We start from the raw sequence: 20,417 nt of genomic DNA on the forward strand, positions 1-20,417 counted from the left end.
AAAAATGAAGGTGCCTCTTCTATAAGCCTAAGAGGCACCTTCAAAAATATAGTTTCAATTCACAATGCACATTTTACAATTCACAATTACGGCTAAAATTCTTGCAATATTTTTGAATTATTATGAAGAATTATTTTTGTAAAAAATATATAATCTACTATTTAATTTTTATTGTGAATTTTTCATCACCATAAACTTCGATAGATTTTGATTTATCTATGGTTTTAACAGAATAGTCCCCATCTTTAATTTCCTTATCACAAGTAATTGCATACTCATCAGTATCTGCATTATAAGTAGTAGCTTCTTTTTGTTCTTCAAAATTATAATCCTCATTAAATGAGATTATATTTTCACCAGTTTTATTATCTAATATTTCAATTGGAGCTGCATTAACTCCATATCTTGATTTATAATAAATCTTTGTTTTTCCATCTTCAGTATTCACTTTAGTAATAGTAATATATTCTTTTCCATCACTAGAATATAACTTTGTTTCTCCTTTTAAGTTTAATTTTTCAGTAATATTATTTTTAGTTTCATGCTTATTATTATTTTTATATTTCCATGGTATGAATGTCAGGTAATCAGTATCATCATAGATCTCTTTAAAACCATTACTGAAATACATTATATAATTTCCATCTTTATCTTTATGACCTACTGCTTCTCCCGACTTGTTTTTAATATATCTTCCTTTATTATCAAATACAGCAAAAGATAATCTATTAGCATTTTCTTCATCATCCATACGTGTTCCTTGTATCACTGTATTTAGTGGTGTTGTAATAATTTTGTTTATATGATATCCACTAACTATATTGCTTAAATCTATATCGCATTCCTTTTCATTCACTTTCCCATTAACCTTTTCACTACTTACAGGAATATTAAAGTTCCAAGTTCCTTTAATAGGATTATCTAATCCTATTTCATCTATATCTAGATTTAATACAAATTTATCTGGTATTTCTACATATCCACCCAATAAATGTTCATTTTGAAACTCCTTAGGCACTGAATTATGCTTTGACACATTGTACTCTATAGAACCCGCAAAGGTTTTATTATCATTCATAAGCTTTCCTGTTCCACCTGCACTAAAAGCAGTTTCTTTGCCATTTATTCTTAATTTTGCTCCTGGAAATCTTGGAGTATCTTGTATTTCCTTTTCACTTTCAATAGTATAGAATATTGATAATTGAACTTCATCGTAAACCACTTTATCAATAGTCATCTTTAAGCCGCTACTTTCCTTAGTTATGTTTAAATCAGAAGCATATTCATCATAATTTTCATAAGTTTTGTTGGTAAACATTTTAAATATATTCCCTATGATAGGAATATTGCTTGCATATGTTGGCATAGCCATTCCAAGTAATAGTGTTACCCCTATACAGCTTACCAATATGCAGCAAGCTTTCTTTATAGTAAATCTTTTCTTATTTATTTTGTTAAGTGTACTATCAATCTTTTGGTTAATATCATTTGGTACACAGTTAATTTCATCCTTTAGCTTTTTTCTTATTTTATCATCAAATAAATCATCATTTAATTCTATCATATCTCCACCTCACCAATTATTTCTCTAAGTTTTGTTCTTGCCCTTGTGAGTCTAGACCTAACTGTTCCATCTGAAATCTTCAGCAATTTTGCAATATCTTTAGTACTCGTATCCTCAAAATAAAATAGTACTGTTGTCACTCTTAACTCTTCGCTTAATGAATTTATTGCCTTTGTCAAATCAATATTTTCATAACTATCATTATAGATCTCTGTATCGCTATTTTCAGATAAATAAGTAACTCTCTTACCTTTTCTTAATATTTGAGTACATTCATTAATTAAAATTTTAATCAACCAAGTTCTAAAGTACTCATCTTGTTTCAGAGAATTTATCTTTTGAAATGATTTTATTATTGTATTTTGAATCGCATCTTCAATATCCACTGTATCCTTTAAAATCCCTCTGGCTACTCTGTAAATATTCAATCTATTTTCATCTATAAGAGCTAAAAAAGCTTCTTTGTCGCCTTTCTTCGCTTTAGATACTGTTGACTTTTTCCTATAATCAAAAAATGATATCAACTCCATCTTTTTCCTCCTTAATTTATACTACCTAGCTAAGTATTACAATCATTAGATGGGGCAGAAAACAAAAATGTTCCCGTAAATTTTAAAAAACCAATAAATCTTTTCCATAATACTCTATTACTCTTCTGTTCCTGTAACTTTTCCATAAATTCTAATAATATGATACTATATTTTTCCATTGCAAATAGTAAGAAATTTTTACAAAAAAATAGCCATTCTATAGATGAACAGCATTAATTTTAGACTTATTATGTGAACATATTTCCATATTCACTATATATAATTGGTTACCTTAACTAGAAATCATAAATATATTTGTAAAGAAAACATTTGAAAATGAGCTGCTAAGATTGTTAGTTGTAGATTGTTCCGCTTTAGCTTGTGAAGTGAGAGTCCAAAATTTTCTTTTGGGTTCTCGAACTTCCTCAGCGAATGTAATGAGTCGAGCTTCCCTAGGAAAGCGGGAGCATGCCAAAGTGGTGAAATCTGCAACTTAGAATCTTCAGCGATATTTTCATAGCTTTTCGGAACAAAATATTTATGATTTGGTAAGTAGACTAGGGAATCACTTCCCTAACCCCTCTCAGAACCGTACGTGCGGATTTCCCGCATACGGCTCCCCACATTATAATTCACAGTATATATGATATATCTTCTTTTAAGTTGAAAATATTAACATATATTTTAGCTTTAGGTATTTTGAAGCACTCAAACATAGTGTCAAAACTTCTCCAGTTATAACTTCTTTTCTGACTTCTTTTGTTTAGCCATTTAAAAGTTAGTTTTCTTACTAAATATCTGAAAGTTGCGAGACTTAAACTGTTGTCAGTGATTCCGTAATACCTATAATATCCTATTAGTCTCTGTGTCAGTTTCTCCATTAATAATGTGAGCGGCACTGTTCTATTATTCTTTAACCATTCATTCAATCTCTTTATGCTAGCTCCAAATTTCTTTGAGCTAGTCTTCCTCTTAACTCTAAAACTTCCATTCTTTCTGCAACTGCAGAAGTGTGTAAATCCTAGAAAATCAAAAGTTCTATCTTTATATGATTCTAACTTTCATGCTCTCTTGAATTTTCTATCATAGTAGGCATTCTTACCGAAATATAATATTTTAGTTTTATCTTCAGCTACCTGCAAGTTAAATTTGTCTAATCTGTTTTTCAATGCTTCATAGAAAGCTTTCGCTTCGTCTTCATACTGAAAACAGCAAACAAAATCATCCGCATAGCGTACTATGTACGCCTGTCCTTTACACTTCTTTTTGATAAAGTTATTAAACCATATATCTAAAACATAATGTAAATAAATGTTTGCTAATGTTGGAGATATTATTCCCCCTTGTGGAGTTCCTTCATATACTTTATAAAACTTTCCGTTTTCCATTATTCCAGTTTTCAAAAATCTACCTATATATCTAAGTAAGTTCTTGTCTGCAATCCTGTGTTCAAGAAATTTCATCAACCACTTGTGGTCAACATTATCAAAGAATCCTTTAATATCAGCATCTACAACATAATTCACATTCTTTTCAGATAAATATACATTTAAGATTTTAAGAGCATCATGACAACTTCTATTTTGTCTAAACCCAAAAGAACTATCAATGAAATCTTGTTCATATATTGATTTTAATATTTTATTAATGGCTAATTGTACAACTTTGTCTTCATATGCCGGTATACCTAGAGGTCTTTTCTTGTTTGAACCAGACTTATCTATGTATACTCTCCTTACAGGCTGCGGTCTATATTTAAAAGTCTTCATTCTAATTAGTAGATTATCAATATTATTCTCTAAGTTAGTTTCATATTCTTCCTTTGTTACCTTATCCACTCCTGTAGCCTTATTTCCGCTCAGTTCATAATGGCATAAAATTAGCATTTCCTTGTTAACTAAATGCATTAGTGATGTAAATTTCTCTTTAGGATTATTTCCAGCTATTTCTGCTATCCTCTCAAGTTTTGTGTACATTTTTTTTTTCCTCCTCTGTGTGAGAATTTCTGTTTCTCTTTTCAAGGTCTATAATATGTTACACCCTTCCCTCCATGGTCATTACTCATTTCTTCAGTACTATGGTGTAATCCGACTACTCATTATCATTTGAATACCTCTGATTTCTAATCATTGTTTTCCATACTCTGAAGTCAGAGAATAATGAGTCCTCCCAAGTTGACGTACTATATCAATGTATACCATGCTACACCTTAAAACCACGAGAAAGCACAGATATTCTTGCAATAATGATTATCTATGTTCTGACTTCTAATTTACCGATATTATCGTCCTTTCTGACTTTGTGATAATTTCGTGGCTAGTAGTTTCAGCATTCGCTTGCGGCCTGGTACCTTGTTTGTCTACACTTAACTTATTACATCGCCATAATAAGCCCAAGACTAACTAATGACTGGTTGCTGGCCTTTGTCATGCAGGATTCCCACCTGCTATATAGTAATAATGAGGAAGGTTAGCCCTCATTATCTTTTACGCCCTTGCTTGGCGTACCGGTAAGTTACCACATAAATCTAATTTTAAAGTTGGATATCTATGTGAATGACTATTTTCTTAATATATTTTTAATGTTATCCTGTTTTATTATTTAGCTTGCTTCAAAACATAGTACCAAGGAGTTGCTCCTCTTTCTATATAATCACCATTTTTCCATTCAAAGAACATATATTTTGAACCGTTTATTTCTTTTATTATATATTTAGAAGCAGTTTTATCGCTAGTATTTAAAACTAGGTCTCTTGTCCAATTTATATTTTTATTCTCTATTTTACCATTTTCATCAAAGATTAAATTATTTAAATATAAATCTCCATTCCATGACTTTTTCTCTGGATTAAAGTTATTTATATCCTCCACAAAATCAACGCTATCCCATTTTCCAATTACTTCAGGATCATTAATAAAAGGGTAGTCAACTTTATCAGCTCTAGTTTCAACTTCATTACCAGATATATTAGTATTAAGTGATGGGGTAGAACTAACTTTTTTCAATACGTAGTAGCAAGGTTTCTCTCCTCTAATTGTATAATCTCCGCTCTTCCATTGAAAGAACATATAAGTTGAACCATCAATATCTTTGATTACATAACTACTATCAGTTTTATCAGCATCATTAAGAATGTGATCCTTAGTCCATGTAAATACTGTTTTTGCTACCTTTCCATCCTCTGTAAAGTTTAACTCTTTAACAAATAAATCACCTTTGAATTTCTTATCATTTACATTAAAATCTTCTATGTTTTCAACAAAATCTACACCTTGCCACTCACCTATTATATTAGGATCATTAACAAAAGCATAATCAATTTTATCTACATTTACTGCATTGCTAGCTCCATTTATATTTGCAGATGCCTTTGCATCAGTAAGTGCAATTCCGCTAATTACAAGCAAAGATGCAACTGCCATTGCAGAAAATCTATAGGCCTTTTTATTAAAAACTTTTATCATAACAATTCTCCTTTTCACTTCAGATTTATTATTTACTATAGAAGTTGCCCCAACTAAATGAATCGACTTTGAAAAATGTTCTATCAAATTTATTATTGTAAATCCATATTCAGCAACTTCTTCATCTTCCGTATAAGAAAGTGCAAGTGAATCACAGCATATTTCCATATCCTCTTTCATCTTCCTAAGACCATAATGAATAATTGGATTAAACCAATAAATAGTCTTTAAAAAAATTATTATCCAGTTAATAACTATATCTTTACGTTTAAAGTGAGATAATTCATGAAGAAATACATATCTTAATTTATCAACAGATATTATCTTATGAATATCTGTTGGAATTAGAATCATTGGATTAAAGTAACCTAGTAGCGCTGGTGTCTTTACGCTAGAAGTCTCGACTAGCAGTATATCTCTTTTAATTTTCATTTTATTTTGGCAGTATTTTAAAACATCTAAAAATTCGATGTTATTTTGTATGGACTCGCTGCTTATCTTATTTCTCAGTTTTTTATATGCAAATAGAACATATGTGAATATAAACACTGCTCCTATAAGCCATACAAGACTCAATGTAGTTAAACTTGATAAACTATAACTATTAATTTCGTTATTACTAAAATCAATGGAATTTATAGTTCCTAGGATAACATCATGATTAGACATAGAATTAGCTTGACTGCTCCCCTTTTCTAACATACTTCCAAAATGTACTTCCTTATTAGGAATTAATAACAATATATTTTTTCCTAATTTATTTATAAGATTAAACATGCTTAAAGTACTCTCAGGAAGCTTAAATATGGTTAAACGCAGTATTACTAAAAACCATAATGCATACTGAAACTTTATACCTATTCTCTCTTTGTAAAATCTTCTAAAAATTAAAATGAAACAAATCAATATGCTGCCAGTAATAGATGTTTGAAATATTATTTTAAATAGCTGGTCAAGATAATTAAAATACTCGTACATACAACACTACTTATTCCTCTCGTCTAATATCCTTTTAAGATCATCTATATCTTCTTTGCTTAAATCACTTTCTTTTATAAAACTTACTAGCATATTTTTAATAGCTCCATTATAAACTTTACTTAAGAACGTTTGATTCTCTGCACGTATGCATTCATTTTCATTTACAATTGGATAATATAAGTATTTTCTGCCTTCTTCTTTAAATCCAAGTGCATTTTTGCTAACTAGTCTGCTTATTAATGTCTTTATTGTTTTTGGCTTCCAATCTTTTGTATCTTCTAATGCCTCAATAATTTGATTTGATGTGCGTGGTGAATCTGTCCAGACAATTTTCATAACTTCCCATTCTGCCTCAGATATCTTAGGTATTTCTCCCATAACTTTCACTCCTCTTTTTTGTATTACAATTGTAATCTATAATTAGAATACAACTGTAATCCTTAATTGTCAATATATGTTTTGAATAAATTTCAGATTAAATATCAATACTATATATGTATCTATTTTAGAATATCTTTTAATTTTCTGCCCAATTAAATAAGACTTGATTTTAATATTGCTATTAAAATCAGGTCCTATTTTTTATTGCTTATTATAAAACAATCCAGCTTCCTTTATAATTTCTTGCTCTGTAAATAAACTTTGCACAGCTTCAGTATAATCGCTTAACTTTTGTGCACTTCTTATTTTTTTAGCGTATTCTTTATTATCTGAAAATATGTAAATCATATATCCAAATAGCTCTTTCATTCTATTTATTGCATATATATCTTCTGGAAACACATCTATATATCTATTTAAAATTTCATCATGGAAATCTTTTAATATATTTTTGCTTATATTAATATTATTTTTTATTATGTTAATCAACCCTGGATTAGCAAGTATGCCTCTTCCTAGCATTACGGTATTTATTTCAGGGAAATCCGCTACTAATTTATTATAATCATTAATTGTGAAAATATCTCCATTGTAGCATACTGGGTTATTACTTAGTGATAAGGCATCTCTAAATATATTTAAATTAGGTTTATTTCCATAAAAATCTTTTTGTGTTCTAGGATGAATAATTAACTCTTCCAAAGGATATTTATTGTAAATTTTTATTAGCTCATAAAATTCTTCTGGATTATCTTTTCCTATTCTAGTTTTTATAGAAATCTTCATATCATCTATCTTGAATATTTCATCTAGAAATGAGTCTAGTTCTTCCCTTTTTGCCAAAAATCCTGAGCCTCTATTCTTTGAAACAACAGTCTTAGCAGGACATCCTAAATTTAGGTTAACTTCGCTATACCCTAGTTGTTGTAATTTCCTAGAAGTATTAATGAAGCCTTCTGCATCGTTAGTAAGTATTTGAGGTACTATATTCATGCCTTTATTGTTTTCAGGCAAGACATCTACAAGCTCCTTAGTCTTAAGACTTCTACTTTCATTTGGAACAATAAAAGGTGTAAAGTATTTATCCACGTTTCCAAAAAACTTTTCATAAGAATTTCTATATATATATTCAGTAATTCCCTCCATGGGTGCTAAGTAGTATTTCATTTAATAACTCCTTTATGTATCCTAAAAAACAAAGCCTTTTAATACATCATTTATTGTTTGCAAAACTTTTAATAATAACTTTAAGATATATGGTAAGAAAAATGATGCTAATAATACTGCACCAGCCAAAATTAATATATTATAATTTATCGCTTGTCCCATTTTGACCTGATATAAGTGTATGGCTCCCACAGATATAGATCCAACGATTAATACTTTAGTTGCTATCCATGAAATTATGTTTATAACCTGTAATACTGCTATTATTACTGACAATACAACTATAAATGGGAACGCCAATATCTTAAATGGCAGCATAATCAAATTAAATGCTTTTTTAGTATCATTTTGTGATTTCTTTTCGGCTGCTCTTTGTTTTCTTCCTTTTTCCTCTTTATCATCGTTTAAACTATTTTTTCTCTCTTTATTTCTTGAAGTTTCTTTTCTCTTTAGATTATTACTTTTCCCTCCAGAACTTTTTGCTTTACTTTTAGAATTACGCCTACTTGTATAAGCTTCATCTTCATTACTATAATCTTTTTCTTTTTGTATTTCTTTTGGATTTATAGCTACTGTTAAATTTTCTTTAACCGATTGATTTTCATCTAAGCTGATTAAAGCTTCATAAGCCTCATCAAATATCTTTAAAAATTGATTAAGTCTTTTTTCATTAACCACTTCTTTTTTCATTTTATCTACTTGCATTTCATAGGCTTTTTTTATCTCTTCCTTCGATGCATTCTTTTCTACGCCTAATAATTTATGGTAATCTGTCATTACTTCTCTCCATTTCTTTAAATTAGGATAATCCTATTTTAATTTTAACCTTAGTACTCCTTAAAGTATTATACTTAAAATTATAATCAATTTAAAGCACTGACTTTATACAATTCTATTACAATTATCTATTTCAATTAGGATTTATTAATACTTTTTGTAATTATAGCCAAACTACTTAATATATAATGATTAATTTATTTGACATGTACTAATCATAACTGCTTACTTGGAGGTTTTTTATTATGGAGCAAAATAAAGTAGATAGACGTACACGAAAAACTAAGAAAGTTTTAATAGAAGCCTTAACAAAACTTATGTCTGAAAAGAAAATAAATAAGATTACTGTTAAAGAACTTACTGACTTGGCTGATGTTAACAGATCAACTTTCTATCTTTATTACAATGATATATATGATATGTTAGAAAAAATCGAAACAGGATTATTCAATGATTTTACTGAGGCCTATGACAAATTTTCAGAAGAAACAGCCTCCTATGATAATTTATTATCATTTTTAACTTATTTACTTGAATTCATAAAAACCAATGCAGATATGTTTAAAATATTACTTGGACATGATGGAGATTATGCTTTTATAGAAAAATTTAAGAACTTTATAAAATATGCTAATTTACCAGTAAACAGTTCATTTTCTAATACAAAAGCCCATTATTACATTCCTTATACAATCTCAGGGTTTATTGGAGTTGTACAACAGTGGCTTAATGATGATATGAATGTTCCACCTAAAGATTTAGCTGCTACCATAATAGAAATGTTCTAACTTAATATTATCTCTATAATCTCTCTATTCCAATCATCAAATTATACCTATATCTATATAGTATATACTTGTTGTAATGCAAAAAATAAAGGTGCCACAATTTTTTCGGCACCTTTATTTTGATTAAATCTATATTTCTTCTATATAATTATTATTTTTCATTGCTTGTGCAATTTCTTTCATTTTAGTATTCGATTTTTTTGAAATATCTTCTGATAGTGACATAAGCGCTGGTATTGCTATTGGAAGTAAAACAAAAGCTAATAGGAATAATCCTATAACAACAGCTATTGCAAGTTCCATTAATATAACAATATTCGAAGGATATAAAGTAGCGAAAGTTCCAGCTAAAATAATAGCTGCTGACATTACTACTCCACCTATTTTTCTTGATGCTAAAACTATAGCTTCTTTTGCAGAAATATTTGGATATTCCTTAAAACGCATCATCAAGAATATACTATAATCAACACCAAGTGCAGCTATCATTATAAATGAGAAGAAAGGAACATTCCAAGACAACCCTTCTGCTGCACTGCTAAATAACATTTTTGATATAAACGCTGTTGATGATAAAGCTGCATAATAAGCCACTCCAAGTGAACCTACTATATAAACTGGAATCCAAAATGACCTTATTACAATAACTAGTAATATAAATATAGCTCCTAATACTATTATTTGAGTAAAAGTTATATCATGTGTTGCAACATTACTTAAATCATTAGAATTAGCTGTTGCCCCTGCAACTCCATATTTTACATTAGAAAGCTTTGTACCACTGAGGTTATTTTGAACTACAGTACTTATATTATCTATAAGATTAATTGAAGAATCAGAATATGGCTCTGAATCTAAAGTTATAGTTAACTTCGCTATTTTTCTATCTTTAGACATATATGCATCAAACATTTTACTTATATCTGAATTACTAAAAGCTTCATCTGGTATATAAAAACTTTTTGTATTAGTAAGCTGATTTAAAAAATCGTTACTCTTATCAATTCCATTTGATATACTAGACAATCCATTACTGCTTCCGTTTAATCCATCCTTTAGTTTTGTCATTCCTCCACTAAGATTATTTAATCCATTGTATAAGGAATCTTGTCCTGTTTTAATTTTATCAGCACCATTTTTTAGTTGCGACATACTTGAAATAACTTGTTCTTGTCCAGCACTACCTTGCTTTAATCCATTAGAAAGTGCTTTGGCACCATTCTCAAGTTCATTAATACCTTTTGCAAACTCTGAATCTGAACTTGTACTAGCAATAACTGTTTTTAAACCATCATTGACCTGATTCAAGCCTGAAGTAAGTTTATCGTAGTTATTATTAGCAGTATTCATTGCTGAAGTAATGCTATCTAGTGAAGAACCTAATTTGTTAATCATCTCTTTAAGTGCTGCTACATCTGGATCATTTGGTAATTTTTCATCAACTTTTGCGATACTTCCTTGCATCATTGATGACATCTGCTTTAATTGACTTATAGATGTCTCTAGGGACTTATATCCTTCTCCAAGTGTATTATATCCATTGTTTATTTCTGTGATTTTGCTTGAAATATTATTAAGTCCACCATTTATTTGAGCTAAGCCTGATTTAAGCTGCCCTATACCTGATGCTAGGTTATCTGCACCATTTGCTCCTTGTGCAATTCCATCATTGATTTTTACTAATCCATTAGTTATTGCATCCATTCCACCTTCAAGATTACCAGTACCTTCAGATAGATTTTTAACTGATGAAAAATCTGGAGCTGATAGACTGTTATCCATCTTGTTTAATCCATCCTTAACCTTTCCAATCCCATCATTTGCACTAGATAATCCATTCACTACAGTATCTGTCTGCTTATTTGTATAAAAATTATCTATTATAGTTCCCATAGGCTGAGTTGGTCCTGATACTTCTTTTATTCCCTTTACTCCTTTAAGCTTTTCAGTAATATTATCTATAACTGCTAAATCTTCATTATTGTCCAAAGGTTCATCGCTTTCTAAAACAACAGTAGTCTGCATAACCTTTCCTGCACTGAACTTGTCTGTAATAATATTAAAGCCTTTTACAGATTCATTTGAATCACTTAAATCCTTAATATTATCAAAAGATAATTTATTTGCATTAAGTGCTATTACAGGAGTAAGTATTGCTGCAACAACTAACAATGAAACTACTGGATGCTTAACTGACATTGAAGTTATTCTTCCCCATAAACCACTTTCTTTATGACCACTTGCTTGTTTAGAAGGCCAAAATAACTTACTACCTAATAATTTCATAGCTATAGGAGTAAAAGTAAACATTTCTACTAAAAGAATAGCTATGCCTATAGCAACAGCATTAGCTGATCTATATATAGAAAATTGTACAAAAGTTAAACTTGCAAAAGCCATTAAAACTGTTAAGCCGCTATATAATATTGTCTTACCTGAAGTTTTATAACTGTTTATAATAGCTTCATCTATAGTTAATCCATTAGATAACTCTTCTTTAAATCTATTAAGTAAGAGTATATGATAATCTGTTCCAATTCCAAAAAGTACTAAACATATGAACATTTGAGTGAAACTTGTAATAGGAAAATTAAATTTATTAACTAGCACACCTATAATACCCATTGATGATACATATGATACCCCTACTGCTAGAAGCGTTACTAAAGGTGTAACAACTGAACGGAACATAAGCACTAGTACAACTAATATAAACCCTATAGTTATTAAAGCACTTTTATCAACACTCTTTGCTACTTCATTTTGATAATCATTATTTATGGCAAGCGAACCTGTGATATAATGATTTACCTTAACATCTTTGATTTCATTATTAAAATCTTGTATTACAGCATTACTATCTCTTTCACCTTTATCAAAGGAAATTGATACAAGTACAGTTGTATTATCTTTTGATATCATTTGATCTTTTGCTTCAGGCTTACTGAATGGATCTATAATATCATTTATTTTCAATTTTTCTTTATTTTCATTTAATTTATCTATACCTTGTTCAATATCATTCAGATCATCATCTGAGAGTTCCTTATCGCTATTAAATACTAATAACAATGAATCTCCTTTAGAATCACCCATTTTATTTATCATTTCTTGAGCAACTACAGATGGTGAGTTTTCACTTATAGTAGCTCCACCCTTCTGACTTAGTACCGCATTAAAATTTGGTTGATTAATTACGAATACTATTGTGGCTATAATCCATATAAGCAATATACTAAAACGATGCTTTAATATTTTTCTCATAAATTCATCCTCCGTTAATAGTCATTGTTTTGTCGACATGTGTATATTATATTTTGATGGATTTCTCATTTCAATCATCAATATTATAAAAGCTTGTTGGATATAAGACACATTAATAAAAACTGTCGAATAACTTACGAAATACTGTGTATAATAATTTAAGTAATTTATGAAAAGAATAGAATGAATAATATTCAATATCCTGTTCAGGAAAATTTATATGATAAATTTCTACTTAAAACTTAATATGATTTTTTCAAGATGTGAATGCATTTTCTCTTTTATTTTTTCTTAATCTGCATTATTTATAATTCATGTAAGCAGACCACACTATACTCGTACTTAACTTTAATGCAGCTTTCTACGAAATAAAAAAATGAATAACGCCATTAAATGACATCATTCATTTTCCAATTCTATAACCTTTTTTAACTACATACCTCTAGTAATACGGCATTAATTATTTATTGATTTCAATTGTAGGGAACTTTAATTCCTTATACTTTGCAAATTTTTCCTTAACAACTGCCAAATTCTCGTCTGTATAGAAACCACCCTGTGTATGCATAATCTCCTTTACATGATGTCCTCTGCCTTCAACAGATGTACGATCACGAATCAATCCATCTTCTTGGATAACAAATTTCCATTTTCCGTCTTCTGTCTTCTCTAAGTTTCCACCAGCACCACAAACTTGACATTCAACTGGGTAATGTAGCCCGTCCCATTGCACTTCTCCAAGAATTAATGCATTTGAATGGCAATGTGGACACCATCCCATACCTTCATCTCCAAGCCATGTTCTTTCCCCTACTGGAGTATTTAATGATTTCATTATATTTTCACCCATTTTATGAGCACGTTCTATCATATCATCGTATAATAAGCACTGTTTTGGTGCTGGAACTCTTGTTGCTAAATACATATCAACTACTTTAAAATCATTTGTAAAACATGTAGCCTGCATGCTTTCAAGTGCCATTGACTGCCAAGAACGAGTAGATCCCCCAACTGCAATTAAACCTGCAACTCTATCCTTATGCTCAATTGCACCAATAAATTCTAAGAATGCTGATTCATATGCTAGATTTCTATGCATAAATTTTGAAAATGTTGCTGTTGGCATTAAGTCATATGTTGGTGCAGTTGCAATTATAGCATCTACATTTAGCATCACTTTCATAATTTCTTCCTTATCATCTTTTTTGCTTAATGTACAACCAACATTTTTTCCATTACTCATCCCATGTGTACAAGCTGTACACCCTGAACATTCCATAATATTATAATCTCTTAAATTAATCATCTTAACATCTGCACCTTGTTCTTGACATGCAAGTAATGCTTCCTTTAATAAGATTTCTGAATTTGAATCTTTTCTTCCTGCTGTAATACCTAATACTGTAAAACTCATTAATACTTCTCCTTTAATAGCTCAATATTTTGTTAAAATTAGTTTATACTTTTGCATTTTCTAATTATAATCTAATATAGATACCTAATTAAGACCTGAACTTATGCATATGACTCGCCGAAATGAATAACATACTTTTGTTCCATTTTAGCTTGTCAAACTGAAAGTTGGAGCATGCTAAAGTGGATACAACCTGCTGCTTAGAAGCTTCAGCGATATTTTCATAGCTTTTCGGAACAAAATATTTATGATTTCGGTAAGTTACTACATAAATTTAGAAATTGCAAAAACAAACGATTTACCATAATTTTAGCATTATAGAAAATGTCATTCATCAAAAATAAGTCTTAAAATAATGCCCTTAAGTTTATAATGTTTAGACATTTTTTCAATTTAAACGAAATAAGGAGAATTTAATGAAAAAGGAATACGATTTATATAAGAAAAGATATGAACTTTATGATAGTTTATTTGTTCAAAATAATATTGATGATATTCTTAGCATAGCTGAGAACTTTTTAGGAAATCCTATTTTTATTTTAGATACAAGCTATCGACTCATCACTCGTTCTAATCTAGCTAAGTGTGAAAATTCAAGTATTGAAACCCATAATGGTGAAGATTATTTATTATCAGGTATTATTAGTTTAATGAAAGAAAATAAATGCATGGATACTATTTATAAAACAAATAATTCATTTTTTCATTATTCCGATGAAAATTTAATATTTTGCTCTATTAAAGTTAATGGAATTTCAATAGGATATATAAGTGTTCTTCAACGTAATCGTGATTTTGAAGATGAAGATTTAGAACTTACAAATATATTATCCAATTTACTTTCTATTCAAATACAAAAAGAAAATCTATTTATAAGTAATTCAGGTTTAGATGAGGAATATTATTTGATGGATTTATTGGTAAATGACATAGATAATTTGGAATATGCCAGTGAACGCTTAAAATATAGTAGCTTTACTTTAAGTAAATACAATCTAATCCTTTCAATCCCCTTCAAACAGAAATATGAGGATTATAGACATAACTTTGGATTAAGAGAATTAATTCAAAGACTTAAAGGTATACTTGGAAATTGTATCTCAACTTATTATAAGGATACAATTATTTTTCTTATTAGCAGTGATAATGAACAAATTATCAGTGAATACATAAAAGAGAATCTATTAGAATTTTTAAAACTAAATAATTTAAGATGTGGAGCTAGTATTAATTTTAATAATTTATTGGATATAAAAGATTACTTTAAGCAATCAATATGCGCTTTAAAGCTATCATCATATATGAAAATCCATAGTAATATAAGTTATTTTGAAGATTACATTGAATATTATCTTATTCATATATCTGCAAGTTCAAAAGAAAATAATGATTTACCTAGAATTGATATAACAACCTTAGTTAACCCTCTAATAAAAAAGCTTATTAAATACGATGAGAAGAATAAAACTGAATTATTTATAACCCTAAAAACTTACTTAGAATGTAATAGAAATGCCAATCATACATCAAATAAATTAAATATACATAGAAGCACATTATTTTATCGTTTTAATAAGATTCAAAGTTTACTTGATATTTCTTTGGAAGACAGTAATAATTTATTTAAATTAGAATTATCAATTAAAATTTTAAATTACAATGAATTTTCTTAAGCTTTACCTAAATATTATGTAACAACTTTTAATACTGCCTAATATATTGTTAGTATAACAAATGATTTTGATTAACAAAGGATAAATGGGCTATGAAAAAGTGTTGCAAAAAATTTTGCAAGACTTGCTCTAATGTATATTCAATTTAAATTCTGTATTAATTTAAATAAAGGCAAGTATATTATATTAAAAAAATAGACCTAAAAGATTTGTTAATTCAATCTTTTAGGTCTTGTTGTTTAAGATATAAAATTTCGCTTTATATCTTAAACAACTATTTTCATGCTCTTAGTCTTATGCTTATTACTTAAGACCTTGTTCGTAATCTTCGATCATATGTTTTACCATATATCCGCCAACATATCCATTTTGTCTTGAAGAAAGGTTTCCTTTATCCATGCTTTCATAATTGCTTAATCCAACTTCTGAAGCAACCTCAGTTTTTAATCTGTTTAATCCTTGTTTTGCTTCTGGTACTAATGTTCTATTTCTTCCACTATTATTTGATGACATATGCATCTACCTCCCTTAATTAATATAAATTTTGCTTGGCAGTAATATATTAACCAGTATGATAATTTATAACCTATAAAAATACTAGTAAAAGTAGCACCTATAGCTTGTATTACATACTTTTCCTTGTTTAAGAATTATATTTCATTTAAGTCCATAATCTCCTATTAGTTCACCTTGTAAATATTAATTTTTTAATAGATGTTTACGATCATATTTTTTATCCTAATATAGAAATATTTCCATACCAATTAGAATTTTCAGGGATATTTTCATAGCTTTTTGGAACAAAGTATTTATGATTTCTTCGGTATGTTACCAAATAAATTTGAAACTTATATAGATAAACAATTTAAGAATTTCATTTAAACTTTGCAATAAATACCATACTAGAAAGCAGAAACATTTTTATGAAACAGGCATTGAAAATGAGCTGTTAAAAGCCCTTAATTGTAGGTTATTCCCAATTCTTGTCACAATGAAATTTGGAGCAAGCATTAGCGGTAAAACCTGCAATTTAGTTCTTTCAGTGAAATTTTCATAGTCCTGTGAAATAACAATATTTCTTCTTTTGGTGGATGATTGAATAAGCCTAAGTATAGTTTATGAAATATTTCCAACCAGAAATGAATGATATATTTTTGTGGAATGTTTCATTGGTAATTTTGATGGATGTGATTCTTTGGCTATAAGTTGTTCCAAATGTGCTAGTTCAAAAAGTGAGAATCGAAATTTTATATTTCGTTCTTCGAACTTTCTCTGTGAGCGCTTGTTCTTTGAGGCTAGCACTTTGGGCACAACTTTATAGCCTTAGAATCGCCCATCAAAATTACCCAGAAACTGTAATAAAAGTATATTATTTGTTTCGGCGAAGTATGCACATAAGTATAGATTATAGTAGGTTTATCTATATAGGTCTCAAATTTCAAGATAATTGTATATTTTTTATATATAATGCAGAAAATTAATATATAAAATTGGTTATTTATATTCTAACTACTAAATATTCGGAGGCTCATATGGAAAAAGAAATCCTTTCTCAGTATTATATATTTTTAATCTTAATACCAATACTATGTGGTACTGTTGCTAGATATATTACCCTAGTAGTTGATTACAGGCAGTATCCCAGCTATCCAAATGGATATTTAATTCATTTAGTAGCTGGATTCATATCTTCTGGAATAGGCGCTATTGCAATTCCAGCTATTCTTGAAAGGAACTTTGAAGCAATAACATTCCTAGTTCTTGCTACTGAACAGTTTAGAGAAGTACGAAAAATAGAAAAAGAAAGTCTTCAAGATCTTGATAATGTGGAACATGTTTTTAGAGGAGAAGCGTACATTGACGGTATTGCAAAAACTTTTGAAGCGAGAAATTATTTATCATTGTTAGTTTCTTTTTTAACTAGCTTAACCATGCACCTTGTGCCTCATAACATCATTCTAATAAATATATTAAGCGGTATTTTAGCTGGAGGAATAATTTTTTATATACTCAAAAATTTTTCAAAAGGTAAATCTATCGGGGATATTGCTCAAGTAAAGCTAGCCAAAATAACTGTAAAAAATTCCGAACTCTATGTGGATGATATATTTGTTACAAATCATTTAGGTACAGATAGGGCAAGGAATTTAGTTAAAGATGGTGGCATGGCAGCTATAATTTATCCAAATGAAAGGCACTTCAACAGAATAATTGATCACCACGGTCAAAGGCAGGCCATAATATTTGAAGCGTGCAGAATGTTAGGACTAAAAAGATATCACTATACTAAATGTGACTACGAAACAGGAAGAGTCGCTGTTATGCTAGTTCCAATAATTTATAATGAAGGCTCTTTTATAGAAACAATAAAGAAAACACCTCTTTTAGAGAGTATAAAAAAGAGTTCTAGTTTAATGAAATCTAATCTTAATAAATAGAAAGGCAGGAATACCATGGGTACAGATTTTTATAATACTGGTTATGAAATAATAGCATATATAACCCTATCTAAAGATAGGGCACAAAATGGAAACCCCTTAATTTTAGTTGCCCAAACTCAAGAGGAGCAAAAGCAGTTAACTGATGATATTTCAAAGGCTTTAAGGGCAGAAGTAGTTCAACTTACTTGCGGCGATTATATGATTATTAGCAAAAACTAACTAAATAAACCTAGTGGCATGCTCAAGATAATTGACATTAAAACTGATATTTGAATACCTAATGCTGACAGCAGTGATTATGCTTTAACATTTAGAAATATATAATTCACGATACACAGTTCTATTAGAAACAATTTTTATCTATTGGAAATTTTATATTTAATCCTGCTAAATAAAGATTTACCGGTATAGGTGTTGCATAATTATTATTTGGAAAATATAATCCTGGATCGCCTTCTAACCTATTTAATGCCAATAATATAGTATAATTAAGTTCTGTTATATTTATTTGATAGTTTACAAAAGTCGCAATAGCATTGCCATTAGATATAACGAATGTTAACATATAATTAAATTCTGCTGCATTTTTTGATTGAGACTCGTTATCTCCTTCGCTTTTATCTGACTTCTCACCCATTTCATCCTTTTGGGATTCCTTGGATTTTTCATTCATTTCTGCATCAGATTGATTTTCTTCATTATTTTCTTCACATATATTTTGAAGACATTCATGTATTAGTAAATCAATCTTTTCATCTGGGTGAATTGGTTTAGTTTTGTCATACTTAATGACACCCATTTGAACTTGATTAATAAATAGACCAATTATAAATGTTGTAATGCTAATCTCAACATTAGTTTCAAGAGCTTCACCTAAACTGCCTGTAGTACCATTATTTGAAGCACTTGTAGTAATAAATGTATATATTTTATTAGCATTTCTATAAATCAACTCTCCATCTAATACCAATATATTTTCATTTTCTAAATATTCCGCACATGGTGGAATAACTGCATCTGCAAATGGATTGGGATTGCATTGCGATTTCCTTTGTTTATTTGTCTTCTTACTACCTCTACATTTTCTATCTTTCTTACATTTACACTTCTTCATATGTATCCCTAATTACAATTAATATAATAATATAGTATGAATCATCATTATATTATGCTCACTAAAATCCCACAAAATTAATTCATAAAAACTTTATAGTTCAAAGCAATGTAGCATATTCATATACCAAAGTAAAAGATTTAAAAAATAGAGAACTAATTCATGTGTGAGATTTTGTAAGTTATGTTATAATAAGTATTATACAGGACTATAATCTAATGAACAATGGTTAGAAAAGGCGAACTAACTAAAATAGAAATGATATAGAGCAAAAAACTAAAAGGTGGGGTAAAATGAATGCATTTTTGACAGTAATACCACTAATACTTATTAGGTATGGGATTTTAAGTATAATAGACAAAGAATCACTTAAACGTGCGGGTTTCTTTGCTCCATTAATCGGAAGAGAAAAAGTAGCATTCTGGGTTTATCAAATTACAACCGTACTTATTTTACTATACCCACTATTACTCAAAATCAAAACTGACTCTGATTGGTTTTACATAGGTTTAGGAGTATATAGTTTAGGAATTATTTTATATGCCGTATCTATAGTAAATTATGCTAAGCCTAAAATGAATGGAATAAATTTAAACGGATTATACCGAGTATCCCGCAATCCTATGTACATTGCATATTTTATTTATTTTTTAGGGTGTGCATTGCTAACACATTCCTTGATATTACTTGCGTTATTAATCTGTTTTCAAGTATCCGCACACTGGATTATTCTTTCAGAAGAAAGATGGTGTATTAAGAAATTCGGAGAAGAGTATATAAAATATATGAATAAAGTGAGACGTTATATTTAGGCCGTTGTGATATAACTCTATTATTCAAGTTATGGTTTGTGTTCTTC

General features: G+C 29.0%; 17 protein-coding genes. 5 read left to right on the forward strand and 12 right to left on the reverse strand.

Annotated features, from left to right (window positions below; all coding sequences use genetic code 11):
- Positions 1-157: 157 nt before the first annotated feature.
- From AXY43_RS03530 to AXY43_RS03560, 8 genes are all read right to left on the reverse strand, one after another.
- The gene (locus tag AXY43_RS03530) at positions 158-1,564 is read right to left on the reverse strand and encodes a DUF4179 domain-containing protein (protein WP_087701722.1); all 1,407 of its coding nucleotides are present in this window, start codon (positions 1,562-1,564) and stop codon (positions 158-160) included.
- Positions 1,561-2,094 (reverse strand): RNA polymerase sigma factor, encoded by a 534-nt coding sequence (locus AXY43_RS03535; RefSeq protein ID WP_105410986.1) that lies wholly within the window; start codon positions 2,092-2,094, stop codon positions 1,561-1,563. Before AXY43_RS03535 ends, AXY43_RS03530 begins: the two co-directional genes overlap by 4 nt.
- Before the next feature lie 632 nt (positions 2,095-2,726).
- On the reverse strand, positions 2,727-3,023 hold the full coding sequence (locus AXY43_RS27510; RefSeq protein ID WP_171786255.1) for a group II intron maturase-specific domain-containing protein: 297 nt from the start codon (positions 3,021-3,023) through the stop codon (positions 2,727-2,729).
- A gap of 132 nt (positions 3,024-3,155) precedes the next feature.
- Positions 3,156-4,070: a group II intron reverse transcriptase/maturase gene (ltrA, locus tag AXY43_RS03540; RefSeq protein ID WP_012059836.1), complete on the reverse strand. Its 915-nt coding sequence runs from the start codon at positions 4,068-4,070 to the stop codon at positions 3,156-3,158.
- 621 nt (positions 4,071-4,691) lie between these two features.
- Entirely contained in the window at positions 4,692-6,536 is a 1,845-nt protein-coding gene (locus AXY43_RS03545; protein ID WP_105410987.1) for a M56 family metallopeptidase, read from the reverse strand.
- 6 nt (positions 6,537-6,542) lie between these two features.
- Positions 6,543-6,917: a CopY/TcrY family copper transport repressor gene (locus AXY43_RS03550; protein ID WP_009170362.1), complete on the reverse strand. Its 375-nt coding sequence runs from the start codon at positions 6,915-6,917 to the stop codon at positions 6,543-6,545.
- A gap of 204 nt (positions 6,918-7,121) precedes the next feature.
- Positions 7,122-8,087, reverse strand: coding sequence for a tRNA dihydrouridine synthase (locus AXY43_RS03555; protein ID WP_105410988.1), 966 nt, complete (start codon positions 8,085-8,087; stop codon positions 7,122-7,124).
- 21 nt (positions 8,088-8,108) lie between these two features.
- Positions 8,109-8,864 (reverse strand): molecular chaperone DnaJ, encoded by a 756-nt coding sequence (locus tag AXY43_RS03560; RefSeq protein ID WP_105410989.1) that lies wholly within the window; start codon positions 8,862-8,864, stop codon positions 8,109-8,111.
- Between the two features lie 245 nt (positions 8,865-9,109).
- Here AXY43_RS03560 and AXY43_RS03565 point away from each other — a divergent pair, with 245 nt between their 5' ends.
- The gene (locus AXY43_RS03565) at positions 9,110-9,652 is read left to right on the forward strand and encodes a TetR/AcrR family transcriptional regulator (RefSeq protein WP_105410990.1); all 543 of its coding nucleotides are present in this window, start codon (positions 9,110-9,112) and stop codon (positions 9,650-9,652) included.
- 129 nt (positions 9,653-9,781) lie between these two features.
- On the opposite strand, the gene AXY43_RS03570 is transcribed toward AXY43_RS03565, so the two are convergent.
- Both AXY43_RS03570 and AXY43_RS03575 read right to left on the reverse strand, forming a co-directional pair.
- Positions 9,782-12,916 (reverse strand): MMPL family transporter, encoded by a 3,135-nt coding sequence (locus tag AXY43_RS03570; RefSeq protein WP_039773382.1) that lies wholly within the window; start codon positions 12,914-12,916, stop codon positions 9,782-9,784.
- Positions 12,917-13,376: 460 nt separating this feature from the next.
- On the reverse strand, positions 13,377-14,330 hold the full coding sequence (locus tag AXY43_RS03575; RefSeq protein ID WP_077867792.1) for a flavodoxin family protein: 954 nt from the start codon (positions 14,328-14,330) through the stop codon (positions 13,377-13,379).
- 416 nt (positions 14,331-14,746) lie between these two features.
- Between AXY43_RS03575 and AXY43_RS03580 the strand changes: the two genes are divergently transcribed.
- Positions 14,747-16,003, forward strand: coding sequence for a PucR family transcriptional regulator (locus AXY43_RS03580; protein WP_087701730.1), 1,257 nt, complete (start codon positions 14,747-14,749; stop codon positions 16,001-16,003).
- A gap of 303 nt (positions 16,004-16,306) precedes the next feature.
- Here AXY43_RS03580 and AXY43_RS03585 read toward each other — a convergent pair whose 3' ends face one another.
- Positions 16,307-16,516, reverse strand: a complete 210-nt coding sequence (locus AXY43_RS03585) for an alpha/beta-type small acid-soluble spore protein (RefSeq protein WP_023974968.1) — start codon at positions 16,514-16,516, stop codon at positions 16,307-16,309.
- Between the two features lie 1,019 nt (positions 16,517-17,535).
- Here AXY43_RS03585 and AXY43_RS03590 point away from each other — a divergent pair.
- Positions 17,536-18,441, forward strand: a complete 906-nt coding sequence (locus tag AXY43_RS03590; protein ID WP_039773385.1) for a YIEGIA family protein — start codon at positions 17,536-17,538, stop codon at positions 18,439-18,441.
- Positions 18,442-18,456: 15 nt separating this feature from the next.
- Positions 18,457-18,663: a capping complex subunit for YIEGIA gene (locus tag AXY43_RS03595; protein WP_012059301.1), complete on the forward strand. Its 207-nt coding sequence runs from the start codon at positions 18,457-18,459 to the stop codon at positions 18,661-18,663.
- Positions 18,664-18,787: 124 nt separating this feature from the next.
- Here AXY43_RS03595 and AXY43_RS03600 read toward each other — a convergent pair whose 3' ends face one another.
- Positions 18,788-19,558, reverse strand: a complete 771-nt coding sequence (locus tag AXY43_RS03600; RefSeq protein WP_039773386.1) for a hypothetical protein — start codon at positions 19,556-19,558, stop codon at positions 18,788-18,790.
- Between the two features lie 293 nt (positions 19,559-19,851).
- Here AXY43_RS03600 and AXY43_RS03605 point away from each other — a divergent pair, with 293 nt between their 5' ends.
- Complete coding sequence (locus AXY43_RS03605) at positions 19,852-20,370, forward strand: methyltransferase family protein (protein WP_017213123.1); 519 nt, start codon at positions 19,852-19,854, stop codon at positions 20,368-20,370.
- Positions 20,371-20,417 lie beyond the last annotated feature (47 nt).

The sequence above is a fragment of the Clostridium sp. MF28 genome (assembly GCF_002969175.1).
GTDB lineage: Bacteria > Bacillota > Clostridia > Clostridiales > Clostridiaceae > Clostridium > Clostridium beijerinckii.